Source organism: Pseudomonas sp. 2024-210 (genome assembly GCF_045062345.1).
GTDB lineage: Bacteria > Pseudomonadota > Gammaproteobacteria > Pseudomonadales > Pseudomonadaceae > Aquipseudomonas.
This window is the reverse complement of the sequence record NZ_JBJGEJ010000003.1, coordinates 1-13,513: the sequence shown is the minus strand read 5'-3', so window position 1 is coordinate 13,513 and position 13,513 is coordinate 1. Positions and strand designations below refer to the sequence as shown.

The 13,513-nt window shown below is 58.3% G+C and carries 12 protein-coding genes; 2 read left to right on the top strand and 10 right to left on the bottom strand.

Annotation, left to right across the window (positions count from 1 at the left end):
* Positions 1-196 precede the first annotated feature (196 nt).
* Both ACI7MX_RS04685 and ACI7MX_RS04680 read right to left on the bottom strand, forming a co-directional pair.
* Complete coding sequence (locus ACI7MX_RS04685; protein ID WP_314491619.1) at positions 197-568, bottom strand: hypothetical protein; 372 nt, start codon at positions 566-568, stop codon at positions 197-199.
* A 159-nt stretch (positions 569-727) separates the two neighbouring features.
* Positions 728-1,396, bottom strand: a complete 669-nt coding sequence (locus tag ACI7MX_RS04680; RefSeq protein ID WP_405584547.1) for a polysaccharide lyase family 7 protein — start codon at positions 1,394-1,396, stop codon at positions 728-730.
* Between the two features lie 173 nt (positions 1,397-1,569).
* Between ACI7MX_RS04680 and ACI7MX_RS04675 the strand changes: the two genes are divergently transcribed.
* Both ACI7MX_RS04675 and ACI7MX_RS04670 read left to right on the top strand, forming a co-directional pair.
* Positions 1,570-2,076, top strand: coding sequence for a M48 family metallopeptidase (locus ACI7MX_RS04675; RefSeq protein ID WP_314491625.1), 507 nt, complete (start codon positions 1,570-1,572; stop codon positions 2,074-2,076).
* 61 nt (positions 2,077-2,137) lie between these two features.
* Positions 2,138-2,434 carry a helix-turn-helix domain-containing protein gene (locus tag ACI7MX_RS04670; protein ID WP_122785438.1) on the top strand — a complete coding sequence of 99 codons (297 nt, stop codon included), beginning with the start codon at positions 2,138-2,140 and terminating at the stop codon, positions 2,432-2,434.
* Here ACI7MX_RS04670 and ACI7MX_RS04665 read toward each other — a convergent pair.
* From ACI7MX_RS04665 to ACI7MX_RS04630, 8 genes are all read right to left on the bottom strand, one after another.
* Positions 2,425-2,892, bottom strand: coding sequence for a GNAT family N-acetyltransferase (locus ACI7MX_RS04665; RefSeq protein WP_405584551.1), 468 nt, complete (start codon positions 2,890-2,892; stop codon positions 2,425-2,427). The two genes, ACI7MX_RS04670 and ACI7MX_RS04665, sit on opposite strands and share 10 nt — an antisense overlap.
* 65 nt (positions 2,893-2,957) lie before the next feature.
* A complete protein-coding gene (gene yccS / locus ACI7MX_RS04660) occupies positions 2,958-5,132 on the bottom strand; it encodes a YccS family putative transporter (RefSeq protein WP_153377917.1) in 2,175 nt (724 codons plus the stop codon).
* Between the two features lie 124 nt (positions 5,133-5,256).
* A complete protein-coding gene (locus ACI7MX_RS04655) occupies positions 5,257-6,435 on the bottom strand; it encodes an NAD(P)/FAD-dependent oxidoreductase (RefSeq protein ID WP_405584555.1) in 1,179 nt (392 codons plus the stop codon).
* A 143-nt stretch (positions 6,436-6,578) separates the two neighbouring features.
* Positions 6,579-7,916, bottom strand: coding sequence for an ATP-dependent RNA helicase DbpA (gene dbpA / locus ACI7MX_RS04650; protein WP_233609082.1), 1,338 nt, complete (start codon positions 7,914-7,916; stop codon positions 6,579-6,581).
* A gap of 149 nt (positions 7,917-8,065) precedes the next feature.
* Entirely contained in the window at positions 8,066-9,496 is a 1,431-nt protein-coding gene (gene mdtD, locus ACI7MX_RS04645; protein ID WP_314491637.1) for a multidrug transporter subunit MdtD, read from the bottom strand.
* 170 nt (positions 9,497-9,666) lie between these two features.
* Entirely contained in the window at positions 9,667-11,004 is a 1,338-nt protein-coding gene (locus tag ACI7MX_RS04640) for a TldD/PmbA family protein (protein WP_405584558.1), read from the bottom strand.
* The gene (locus ACI7MX_RS04635) at positions 11,004-12,446 is read right to left on the bottom strand and encodes a TldD/PmbA family protein (protein ID WP_405584561.1); all 1,443 of its coding nucleotides are present in this window, start codon (positions 12,444-12,446) and stop codon (positions 11,004-11,006) included. Before ACI7MX_RS04635 ends, ACI7MX_RS04640 begins: the two co-directional genes overlap by 1 nt.
* A 323-nt stretch (positions 12,447-12,769) precedes the next feature.
* Entirely contained in the window at positions 12,770-13,465 is a 696-nt protein-coding gene (locus ACI7MX_RS04630) for an RraA family protein (RefSeq protein ID WP_122785430.1), read from the bottom strand.
* Positions 13,466-13,513: the final 48 nt, after the last annotated feature.

Below are 13,513 nucleotides of genomic sequence, written 5' to 3'. Positions count from 1 at the left end.
GCTTCAAAAAAACCCGCAGAGATGCGGGTTTTTTTGTGGCTTTCAGAAAACCCCTCACCACGCCTCTCCCGGAGGGAGAGGGAACTGACCGAGTTGTAGCGTTCATCCATGACAAACATGGATTCAGTGGTCAATTTAGCTCTTGCTAAAAAGCGTCAATATCCCCCAATCAGTCCCCTCTCCCTTTGGGAGAGGGTTAGGGAGAGGGTTGTCTTTGCGGGTCTATACCGTTGCCCCTGAGCAAGGCATTCACCAGCGAACGTGACATCTCTACCGAATGCACCAGCGACCACACCAGCCCGCGCTCCAGCCCGCTGCCCCGCTCGGTGATTTCATCGGACACTTCTTCCGCGCTTTTAAGCATGATGGAGATATGCTGCAAGGCCGCCAGAGCACTGACATCCGCCACTACGGCAAAGGGTGATTGCACACCGACAGGCTGCGCTTGAGTCGGTTGGAGTGTATCGATGCAAGGAGGGTTGGCGCTCAGATCATCCAGAATGCGCCGGGTGGCTTCATCGTGTTTATGATCATCGCGCCGGGGGCGTTTTGGCTTGGAAGCTTTCATGTGTTCTCCACAGGGATCATCATTTGAGCCAGAGGCCACGGCGACTCAAGAAGATAGCCCCGTGACTTTCCATGCCGCAAGCCGCGCTTGAGGTGAACGCACTTTCTCGGAAACATCCTGCTTTTTTCAGGATAAACGTCTGACTTTGCTGTTCGTTTCTCAGAGTTTGTTGTGGTCAATATCCAGTTTAGTGAAGGTGACCTGTGCGCCTTCCCTGCTGTTTCCTGTGTTGTCCTGCACGTAAGCGCCTGCTTTGAAGTAAAGCGGTTTGGTACGCCAGGTTGCACTGATGTCCCGTGCCCACTGTTTGTTGGCAGCCTTGATCTTCAGGGTGCCGCTGGGCGTGAGGTTGATCACGTAGGTGAAACTTTTACCCAAGGGAACATTTTCGGCGATGGTCACGACGCGGGAGTTTTCATGGGGACGAAGGCGTACTTTAGCGACCAGACTGCCACTGTCTTTGCTGGCCTTGTATTGGTATTCAAGCTTGAGCATAGGTTGTGTGCTCTGGAAGGCATGAATTTGCCCGATGACCACTTTGCCCGAAGAGGGCACTTGATTGACGGTCAGCGTGGCATTCAAAAAGTTGTCGGAGGCTGTGTAGAGCCAGTTACGCAAGGCGCCGTCCGAGCGGGTTTCACGTAATTCGCTGCGCGGGTAAATGGCATTTTCGGTTTTGCTGCCAGTCACGGGAGCCCAGAAAAACAAGGTGCCTGTGTGTGAGTGAAAGTAGTTGTTTTTATAGCCGTTGAGCAACTGCGGGGTAGTGATGGTCGCGGGAGGATTACCGGTAGGAACGCTCAAATTCCAGGTAGCCAAATCGATCATTACGAGCCTCAAATTATGGGCACTTACAGGCCTAAAACCCCTTTGAAGGGTCTAGACCAAGGCTTGGAAGGGAGTTCTTTATAAAGCGTAGCAGGTGGCCGTAACAGTGGTGGCACCACCTAATTCTCGAATTCGTTACACTGTCGACCTTTTACGCTGTAGGTTTGCGCCTCATGATTGTCCTCAAATACCTTCAGGCTTATCCCCAGACCTTACAGGATCAAGTACGCCAATTAATTGAGCGCGATCAATTGGGCAGCTACTTGAATGAGCGTTATCCACAACGTCACGCCGTGCAAAGCGACAAAGCTCTGTACGCCTATGCGCTGGAACTCAAACAAGAGCACCTGCGTAATGCGCCCTCATTCGATAAGGTGCTGTTCGATAATCGCCTTGACCTGACTCATCGCGCCCTGGGGTTGCACACCACCATTTCGCGGGTACAGGGAGCCAAGCTCAAATCCAAGAAAGAGCTGCGCGTGGCATCGTTGTTCAAAGAAGCAGCGCCCGAGTTTTTAAAGATGATCGTGGTCCATGAGTTGGCGCATCTCAAAGAGTCGGACCATAACAAGGCGTTTTATAAACTGTGCGAATACATGCTGCCGGGTTATCACCAGCTGGAGTTTGATTTGCGGGTGTACCTGACGTGGCGGGACATGCAGGGCAAGAAAGCGGATTGATCGGTAGCCGCTGCCGCAGGCTGCGACTACGGTGGCAAACAGTATTTATAGGGAGTGTGTGATGGACGTCAGCAAAACCAAAAGCAGTTTCTACCGGCGTTTGTATGTGGCCTGGTTGATTGACAGTCAAATCGCCAGCAGCGTGCCGGCCCTGACCGAGGTGACCGGTATGCCGCGTCGCACCGCACAAGACACCATTGCCGCATTGGCCGATCTGGATATGGTCTGCGAGTTCGAGCAGCAGGATGGCGCCCGCAATCATGCCGGACGCTATCAGATTCGCAGCTGGGGCCCGATTGACAAGGCCTGGGTGGGCGAACATGTCGCCCAGATCAAACAGGTGCTGGGTTATCCCTGAGTCGTCTCGGCACGGCGCATGCCGATGTGCTCAATGCCGTCTTCAAGGTAGGGTTCGCCGACAGTGACGAATTCGTAGCTTTCATAGAACGGCGTCAGGTACGTTTGAGCAGACATGAAGATCGGCGTCTCTGGCCAGTACTCTTCAATTTTCTCCAGGGCTTTGGACATCAGCGTATGCCCCAGCTTTTTCCCACGGCCTTCGGGGGCCACGATCACGCGGCCAATGACCACGTCACCGCCCTGTGATTCCGGGTCGAGCAGGCGCGCATACGCCACCAGTTGATCGTCTTGCCAGCCCATCAGATGCAAGGTGTCGCCCGTCAGGTCTTGCCCGTCAACGTCTTGATACGCGCACTTTTGTTCAACCACAAAGACCTTTGAGCGCAGCTCGAGGATGGCGTAGAGCTGCTCTTTGCCCAGATCGTTGTGGTGTTTGCACAGCCAGTCGGTGTTCACAGTCTTATCCTTGTTATAGAAACGATGCCCCCGATAGTAGGCGTCCTGTGTGTTCCCGCCAAGTTTTAAGGTGCTTTGATCAAGTGCGCCGCCAGTGTGCGCAAGGGGCCGAGCTGGCGGCAAATCAACGCCAATTGGGTTTGCACCAGACGCTGGTTTTCGTCGATGTCATCGGGCATTTGCTCAAGTTCGTTGGCCAGCGCCTCTTCGTCGTCACTTTGAACAGCAACAGGGTGTTTGGTGTTCAGGCCCTGGGCGATCAGGTCAATGCTATCGGCAATTTTACGTCCGGCGCCTTCGATCAATTGCTCCCGCACCTCAGCGGGCAACTGGGTATCACGGTGCGCACCCAATCCGGACAGATAATTGAGCAACGTATGTGAGAGCACCAAAAAGCGAAAGCCCATGTCGGCATCCTTTCGGAAGTGCCCTGGCTCCATCAGCATATTGGCCAGGGTGGTCGACAGCGCGGCGTCGGCATTGTGGGCGTTGCGTCGAGCCAGTCGATAGGCCAGATCGTCACTTTTACCTTGCGCGTATTGATGCATGATCTGACGCAGATACTGACTGTTACAACTTAAGGTATTGGCCAGCACCTTGTTCAAGCGGCGCCCTTGCCAGTCGGGCAGGAACAGGAATACGGCAGCCGCAGCGATTACGCTTCCGACCAGCGTGTCGAACAGCCTTGGCAGAAACAAGCCGTAACCATCGCCCACCTGATTGAAGCAAAACAGGATCATCAGCGTGATCGCCGCGGTGCTTAAGGTGTAGCGCGTGGTGCGGTTGATAAAGAAGACCACCCCGGCCACCACCGCAAACATCGACTGCACCAGCGGGTTGGGGAACAGGTCGAACAGCGCCCACCCAACCGCCAGGCCGATGGCGGTGCCGATAATACGCTGGCTGAACTTGCGCCGCGTGGCGCCGTAGCTGGGTGAGCAGACAAACAGCGTGGTCAGGATGATCCAGTAGCCCTGGCTGGGGTGAATCCAGTGCACCATCGCAAAACCGATGCTCAGGGCCAGTGGCAAACGCAGCGCGTGGCGGAAGATGAGTGAAGTAGGGGTAAGGTGCTGACGCAAGCGCGACCAGACATCCTTGAGGTTGCGCGGTGAGCGATCCAGCAGGCTGCTGTCGGTAGCATCGGCCAATGTGTCCGGATTGCTTGCATCGCTGAGCAACCGGTCGAGGGTTGCAAGGTTCGCGGCCAGCGCCCGCAGCGAACGCAACAGCCCGCGCCAGGCCGGGTTGCTTTGAATGCGCAAGTGTTCGAGCGAGGCGTGCAAGTCGCCCAAGGCTTCGGCAAAGCTGTCGTCATAGACGAAAGGCTGGCGCAGCTTGATTGACTCCGAAAGACGCTGGCAGGCGACGCCTTGCTGGCGCAGCAGGCGCTGGCAACGGAACATCACGTCACTGTGGAAAAACGCATCGGCCAGTGCGTTATACGGGTAATGCGAGGAGCTGGCACGCTCGTGGATGTCCTGGGCGAGGAAGTAGAGCTTGAGGTAACGGCTCAGCTTGGAGCCCGGCCGCGAGTTGCCGACGCGGTGCAAAATGATTTCTTTGGCGGTGTTGAGCGCAGCCACCACTTTGCCATTTTGTTGCGCCAGCTCAAGTCGCCCGGCCTCGACATCCATGTTGCGGATGGGCTCAAACAGCGAGGACTTTATTTTCAGGTACAGGCCCAGTTCCCAAAACAAACGCGCCAAGCTTTGCTGCACCGGTTGATTGGAAAACAGCGCCTGCCACAGCACTGACAGTAGGCCGTACCAAGCGGCACCCGCCACCAGCAGCAGTGGTTCGTGCCAAAAGTCGGTGACTTGCCCGCCGCGCTGATCGACGCCAATCATGGTGTACACAGCCAGAATCAGGGTGGCTGAGGCAATCGCACCATAGCGTTCGCCTAACGCCCCAAGCATGGTCAGGGCAAAGGCGGCCAGCGCGAGTGCGCAGACCATCAACAGTGGATAAGGGAAGAGTAACTCGACCGTCAACGCCGAAGCGCTGAAGCACACCAGTGTGACCAGCAATGCATTCAGGCGGCCTTGCCAGCTGTCATCGGTCTCGGACAGCGCGCTGGCGATGATGCCCAAAAACAGTGGGATCAACAGCGACATCTCGTCTTGATACCAGCAAAAAGCCATGCTGCCGGTCAAAGCGATAAAGACACGAACGCTGTAACTGAACTTGTCCCGCGCCCACAGGCGGCGCAGGGAGTGACTAACGCTTTTCGATGACATGGCCTACCAAGGCGAGCGATGAAGTGTGGGGATAAGGTATAGGAGCTACAAGCTACAAGCTACAAGCTACAAGCTGTAATGCAGAACCCGTCTTGCAGCGTGAAGCGTAATGCTTGCCGCTGCCTTAAACATATTGCGCGGCTGCGTAGCCTGATGCCCATGCCCACTGGAAGTTGAACCCGCCCAGATGCCCACTCACATCCAGCACTTCGCCGACGAAATACAAACCGGGGCTTTTCAACGACTCCATCGTCTTGGACGACACCTCGCGGGTATCAACTCCGCCCAGCGTGACTTCGGCGGTGCGGTAGCCTTCGGTACCTGCGGGGACGACTTTCCAGCACGCCAGTTTGTCGGCGACCTCAGCCAATTCAGCCGGCGTGTACTGCTTCATGGGTTTGGACACAAACCAGTGTTCAGCCAACAAGTTAGCCATTTTCTTGGTGAAAATTTCACCCAGCAGGGTTTTAAGCTCGCTGTTCGGGCGCTCAGCCTGCTGGGTGTGCAACCACTCCAGCGCATCCAGATCGGGCAGCAGATTGATTTCAACCGTGTCACCGGGGTTCCAGAACGACGAAATCTGCAAAATCGCCGGGCCGCTCAATCCACGGTGAGTGAACAGGATGTTTTCACGAAAGCTCTGATCGTTGCAGCTCACCAGACAGTCCACAGAGGTGCCGGAGAGTTCGGTGCAGATCTCTTTGAGCTGGTCGGTGATGGTGAACGGCACCAGACCGGCGCGCGTGGGCAGCACGGTGTGGCCAAACTGGCGGGCCACTTGATAGCCAAAGCCCGTCGCGCCCAAGGTCGGAATCGATAGACCGCCGGTGGCGATCACCAGTGACTGGCAATTCAACTGACCCAGTGTGGTGTTAAGGCAATAACCCGTATCGGTCTTTTCGATCTGCTCAACCGAGGTGCCCAGGTGCAGGCTGACGCCTGCCTGTTTGCACTCGTCGAGGAGCATTTCAAGGATGTCACTGGATTTGTTATCGCAGAACAGTTGGCCCAGTTTCTTCTCGTGATACGGCACGCCATGCTTGGAAACCATCTCGATAAAGTCCCACTGCGTATAGCGGGCAAGGGCCGACTTGCAGAAGTGCGGGTTCTGCGACAGGAAATTGTTGGGCTCTGTGTACATGTTGGTGAAGTTACAGCGACCGCCACCCGACATCAGGATTTTTTTCCCGGCCTTGTTGGCGTGGTCGATCAGCATCACCGAGCGCCCACGTGCGGCGGCGGTCAGCGCGCACATTAAACCTGCGGCGCCTGCGCCAATAATCACAACGTCGGTGGTACGCAAAGCGGTGTCCTCGGTAAAGCTGCCCTCACCCCAGCCCTCTCCCTAAGGGAGAGGGAGCTTGATTGAGGTGATTTCGAATGTTGTATAAATCTGCCCCCTCTCCCTCAGGGAGAGGGTTGGGGTGAGGGGGCGTTTAAAGCGTCTTACAAAACCCGAACACGCAACACGCGCCCTTTGATTTTGCCTTCGCTCAGACGCTGGGCAGCTTGTTTGGCCACGGTGCGGTCAACGGCTACATAGGCCTGGAAATCAAAGATCGCGATTTTGCCGACCTGAGCGCCGGGGATACCGGCGTCGCCTGTCAGTGCACCGAGGATGTCGCCCGGACGCACTTTGTCTTTACGACCGGCACCAATCACCAGCGTGCTCATGGATGGCAGCAGCGGCGCGCCTCCCTGAGACTTCAGGGTGTCCAGCGTTTCCCAGTTAAGCGGCGCTTTTTGCAGCTGCTCAATGGCCTGAGCGCGGTGCGCTTCGGACGGCGCGACCAGACTGATCGCGATGCCTTTTTCACCGGCACGGCCGGTACGGCCAACACGGTGAATGTGGATTTCCGAATCACGCGCCAATTCGACGTTGATCACCATGTCCAGTGCGTCGATGTCCAGACCACGAGCCGCCACGTCTGTGGCGACCAGAACGGATGTCGAGCGGTTGGCAAACATCGCCAGCACCTGATCGCGGTCGCGCTGTTCCAGATCGCCGTGCAGGCCGACCGCCGAAATGCCTTTGGAGGTCAGGTGGTCGACGGTTTCTTGAACCTGCTGCTTGGTGAAGCAGAAGGCCACGCATGATTGCGGGCGGAAATGCGCGAGCACTTTGGTCACAGCGTCCATGCGTTCTTCTGGCGAAATCTCGTAGAAGCGCTGTTCAATCTGGCTGTCGGTGTGCATCGCTTCCGCTTTAACTTGCTGCGGGTTGCGCATGAACTTCGATGACAGCTGTTTGATGCCGACCGGGTAAGTGGCCGAGAACAGCAGGGTCTGACGACGCTCCGGGGTTTGACGGATGATGTCTTCGATGGCGTCGTAGAAACCCATGTCGAGCATGCGGTCGGCTTCATCGAGCACCAGCGTGTTCAAACCGTCCAGTACCAGCGAGCCTTTGCGCAAATGCTGCTGGATACGACCCGGTGTGCCGACAATGATGTGCGCGCCGTGTTCCAGCGAGCCGATTTGCGGGCCGAACGACACGCCGCCACACAGGGTCAGCACTTTGATGTTGTCTTCGGCACGGGCCAGACGACGAATTTCTTTGGCGACCTGGTCGGCCAGCTCGCGCGTCGGGCAGATAACCAGCGCCTGGCAACCGAAGAAGCGCGGGTTGATCGGGTTCAGCAGGCCGATGCCGAAGGCGGCAGTCTTGCCGCTGCCGGTCTTGGCCTGAGCGATCAGGTCCATGCCTTTGAGGATCACCGGCAAGCTCTGCGCCTGAATCGGCGTCATCTGGGCATAACCGAGGGAGTCGAGGTTAGCCAGCATGGCGGCGGACAGCGGCAGAGTATTAAAAGCGGTGGCAATGGTGGTCACGAGACTGGCCTGCAAAACAAAATGTCGCGCAGTGTACCAGTCCCATGCCCTTCGCCAGAAGATTCTGGACGAGATGTCATCCAGATCGCTTCAAAAAACGCTTAATGATCCAGTTCATGTTCCGAATTGGCTTTCGGTTTGCGCCCGTCCTGCGGTGACAGTTGCAGGAAAATCGCAGCTGCCAGCATGGCCATGACCCCTACGGTCAGGAAGGTCAGCTGAAAGGCTCCAAGCACCGTGTCAACGCCATCCCCGCCACCGTCGCCGGTAAACCCGCCCAACAAGGCACCGGCACAGGCCACCCCCAGGCTCAGCGATAATTGCGCCACCACCGACAGCAAACTGTTGCCACTGCTGGCGCTGGCGTCATCGAGGTCGATCAGGGTCACGGTGTTCATCGCCGTGAACTGCAAGGAGTTGATCGCGCCCAGCACGGCCAGCATCCCCAGCAACAACGGGTAAGGTGTGTGCTCAGTGACCAGCCCCATGCTGGCCAGCATGATCCCCAGCGCAAACGTATTGACCGTGAGCACGGTGCGATACCCCGCCCGCTCAATCAGCGGACGCGCCACCCACTTGGCCAGCATTGCCGCACCCGCCAGCGGCAACATGCTCATGCCGGCCTGCGACGGTGAATAGCCCAGCGCAACCTGCAACAACAACGGCACCAGAAACGGCAAGGCGCCGCTGCCGAGACGGGCGAACAGATTGCCCAGAATACCCACGGCAAAGGTTTTGGTTTTAAACAGCACGGGCGAGAACAGCGGGTTACTGATATTGCCTGCGCGCAACCAGTACGCCGCCAGGCAGGCCATCCCGGCGAACAACAGCAGCATCACCCGCAGGTGTGGCAAATGCAGCTCGCCCAAGCCTTCCATGGCAATGGTGATAAACACCATCGCCGCGCCGAACAGCACAAAGCCCAACGCGTCGAAACGGGTACGCTCGTTGCCGCGCAGGTCAGGGATAAAGTGCCACACCGCCCAGCACCCGAATGCCCCCACGGGCAGGTTGATCAAGAAAATCCAGTGCCAGCTCAGGTATTGCACCATCCAGCCGCCCATCGTCGGCCCGATCAACGGGCCGAGCAGGCCGGGGATGGTGATAAAGCCCATGATGCGCACCAGTTCTGAGCGCGGGTACGCCTTGAGCACCACCAGCCGCCCGACCGGCAGCATCAGGGCACCGCCCAGCCCTTGAATCACGCGTGCACCGATCAGTTGATTGAGGGTGCCAGATGCGGCACACAGCAATGAGCCAAGGCTGAACAGCAAAATGGCGCTGAAAAAGATTTTTTTGGTGCCAAAGCGATCGGCGATCCAGCCGGAGGCCGGGATCAACAAGGCCACGGTGAGCATGTAGGCAACGATCACACCTTGCATGCGCAGCGGGTTTTCATCGAGATCGCGGGCCATGTCGGGCAGGGCCGTATTGAGGATGGTGCCGTCGAGCGACTGCATGAAAAAAGCGATGGCGACCACCCACGGCAACCAGCGAAGGGTTTCAGGACTGAGAACCGGACGTGCGGGCATAGGACCTCTTTGTTATTGGGCTTACCGGATTTTCGTAGCAGCTGCCGCAGGCTGCGTCCGGATGCGAAGCATTCGTAAAAACTGTGAGCGCGATTTTACAGGATGGCTACGCAACCGATTTACGACGACTACGTCGCCGGACGCAGCCTGCGGCAGCTGCTACGAGATCGTTACAACGTCAAAGTAATACGTTTAACCAGCGCCCCCGGCAACAGGTTGGAGGCGGTCTGGCGCTGGTCGTAGGTGCTGGCCGACAGCAGCAACTCGCGTTCCACGGTCAGGGCTTCGAGTTGCGACCCCAGCAGACTATAGACGCTGTCATCAAAGCGCATGGTATTGACCGGCGCCTTGATCTCGCCGTCCTCGACCCAAAACGTTGCAAAACGAGTCATGCCGGTCAGTCGCGCCGCAGACTGGTCTGAGTAGTTCAAGTACCACAGGTTGCTGATGTACAGCCCGGTGCCCAGTTGTTTGAGAATCTCGGCCTGTTCCAGCGTGCCTGCAGCCATCGCCAGGGCGCTCGGTGCTTCGCCCTCCGGGGCACCGTTGACCTCAAGGCCATACTCGGCGGCACTGCGTGAACCGACCAATTGCTGGTTGGCCTTGCCGTGTTTGACCAGGGACAAATCCTGACGCGGATAGCCTTCGCCGGAAAAGGCCGGGCTCAGCGACTGGCTGACCTGTTCATCGAATGACACCAGCGGGCTTAACTGAGCGTCACCGGCATAGAGTTTTTGCAGCGAGCTGGATTTACTCGCCAGCGCCTGTGCCGAGAAGCTGCCCCAGCTCAGCAGGCTCATCACCTCTTCCAGCGCAGCCGGGGCCAGGTAGGCGCGGTACTCTCCGGGCGCCAAGGCCTTCACCGGGCGATCCAGAAACGCTAACTGTTCGCGCGCCAGTTGCATGCGTTGGGCGAAGCGCTGGCTGTCCCAGTCGGCTCCGGCGTAGCTGGCTTTGACCGCCTGACCATTGCTATGGAACAGGCTCCAGTCGAAGTTGAAACTGTTGGCCTGATGCCAGCCGAACGCGCCTTCGGAACTGGCGTAGCCATAGCAGATGGGCCCGCTGGCATAGAAACCAACCAAATCGACGCCGTCAGCGGCGCGGCGTATATCGTCCAGCACGGCAGCGGTATCGGGCAGGGGCTGCGCCTGCACGTTGTGGCTGTGCCACGGTTCAGGGTTAAGCAACAGGTACGGGTCGGCCGGCAGCAGCGGCAAGGTCTCGCGCAGTTGTTTGAGCGCTTGGGCCAAGCGCAGTTGATCGACCGCCGGGTTACCGCCCAGGGTGATGCTCACGTCAGCATGACGGCCCTCGTTGATCAGCTTGAGGCTCAAACTGGCTTGCTGCACCTGACCGGCTTGCCGCACCTTGGCCTTGTTGAAGCGGATAAATTCTGACGACTCGGCGTTGTAGCCCAAGGTGAACTGCTCCGGGGCTTTGATCGCAGCGCGCAACCACTGCACCAGCGCCTCGAACTGCTCGGCCTGACTCATTAAAGGACTCATCAGGCATCGCCTCCAAACACGTCGATTTGACTGAACATACACGCCGGGGACGCATGCCCCACGCGGATGACCTGGTTAGGTTCGCCCTTGCCGCAGTTCGGCGTACCGAGCACCTTGAAGGTGCTGGCGTCACCCACGGCGCTGAGGTTGCGCCAGAACTGCTCGGAAATGCCCCGATAGTTGGGGTTTTTCACCACGCCTTTGAGCTCACCGTTTTCGATCAGTTGGCCCCACTCACAACCAAACTGGAATTTGTTGCGCGCATCGTCAATTGACCATGAACGGTTAGTGGCCATCAAAATCCCGTTTTCGATACCGCCAATCATCTGATCCATCGATTGATCGCCCGGCTCGATATTGAGGTTGGCCATGCGGTCAATCGGCGGCCGGTTCCAGCTGCTGGCGCGGCTGTTGGCCACGCCTTCGAGGCCAGAACGGAACTGCGAAAGCGCGCTGCCCAGTGGTCGCAGCAACGTCCCCTGGCGAATCAGGAATTGTTTGTGCGCCGGTGTGCCGTCATCGTCGTGGCTGTAACTGGCGAGTTGCTCCGGGATGTCAGGGTCGAAAGTCACGTTGAGCAGGTTGGAACCGTATTGCAGGCTGCCAAAGTCGCTGGTTTTGACAAAACTGGTGCCCGCGTAATTGCGCTCGTCGCCCAGGATTCGGTCCAGTTCCAGCGGGTGGCCGATGGATTCGTGGATTTGCAGAATCATCTGGTCGGGCATCAGCAGCAAGTCGCGTTTGCCCGCTGGCGTATTGGGCGCCAACAGCAATTGCAGGGCCTGATCGGCGACGTTCGGCGCAGCGCCGATCAAGCCGCAGCGGCTGATGACATCCACGCCGCCTTGCTGGCCAAAGTTGTCACGGCCCAGGCTGCGGGTCTGGCTGTCTTGACCGTCGTAGGCGGTGACCGTCATGCCGGGATACACGAAACGCTGCGCCCGACGCAACTCGGCGCCCGCGCTGTTGAGGTAGATTTGCTCGACGGTGTTGAGACCCAGCGACACGACCCAGCTCACCAGGCGCTCATCCTTGGGCACCGCCGCGGATTCGGTGGCCAGCAAATCAAAGCAGTGGTTCAGCGACGGGAAGGCTTGATCGAGGTGGGGCGAGAAATAGTCGGCGCGTTCTTGGGACACCGGCTCCTGGCTCAGATTGAGCAGAGCATGCGCGGCAATCAGTTGCGCCTGCGCTTCGGCGCGATCCAGTGCGGCTTGCAGGCCGGTTTGGGACAGGTCGTTGGTGGCGGCGTACGCTTCGATGCCGCGCAGGCGAACCGTTAACATAGCGCCCTGATCGTGCTTGAAGGCGGGAGGTTCTGCGACGTTCTTGCGCACTGACAGGTATTGCCCGGCTTCGCTGACGTAGCGAAGGGAGAAAAACTCGGCCCGGGTGCGCAGTGCGTCAAAGCGCTGTTTGAGCTGAGGGTAAAAGTCGAACATGCACAGACCTCCTTGTTAGACCAGAAGCCCCTCACCCTAGCCCTCTCCCAGAGGGAGAGGGGACTAAAGGCAGAAGCAGATCAAAAGCCCCTCACCCTAGCCCTCTCCCGGAGGGAGAGGGGACTAAAGGCGGAAGCAGATCAAAAGCCCCTCACCCTAGCCCTCTCCCGGAGGGAGAGGGGACTAAAGGCGGAGGCAGATCAAAGCCCTCTCAGCCTAGCCTTCTCCCGGAGGGAGAGGGACTAAAGGCGGAAGCAGATACGCGTAACACCACTGATCAGCCCCCTCTCCCTCTGGGAGAGGGTTGGGGTGAGGGTTTGCCGTTAAACCGGGCAACCCTTGGCGCGCAAAATTGCGTCAAAACGGTCAGGGTCCAGCGTGCCGGCTTCAATGGCTTTAAGCGTCGCCTGTTCACGGGCCAGCAAATCATGGCAGCGCTTTAACAATTCCGGCAGTTCACTGCGCGACGCGGCGACCACGCCGTCACCGTCGCCAATCATCAAGTCACCGGGCATCACCAACATGCCCGCACACGAAATAGGCACGTTGATTTCACCGCCACCATCCGTACTCGGGCCACGGTGTACGCCGCCAATGGCGTAGGCCGGCAATTCACCGGTTTGCCACTCGTCGAGGTCGCGCAGGGCACCGTTGATCACCACGCCGACAATGCCAGCCTTGAGCGCCATAGCGCGCATGATGCCGCCGAACACGGCACGGGTCAGGTCGGCGCTGCCGTCAATCACCAGCACATCGCCGGGGCGAGCCATTTGCATGGCTTTAAGGATCATCAGGTTATCGCCGGGGCGAACCCGTACGGTCAGCGCGCTGCCCAGCATCGGACGCGTGCCGTGGAAAGGCTTGAGGCCCAGTCCACCTACGTTGCGGCCCAGACAGTCACTGACGGCCGCGGCAGGGATCTTGCTGAATTCGGTGAGCCATTTTGGATCGAGAGGTTCTGCGTTTGGATTAATCAGAAAGCCAGTCGGCCATTTGCTGGATGAGACAACATCAAACATAGAAAACCTCTTGGCCAGGCAAGGCTGGCATGTCGGGTGGGGCGGGGG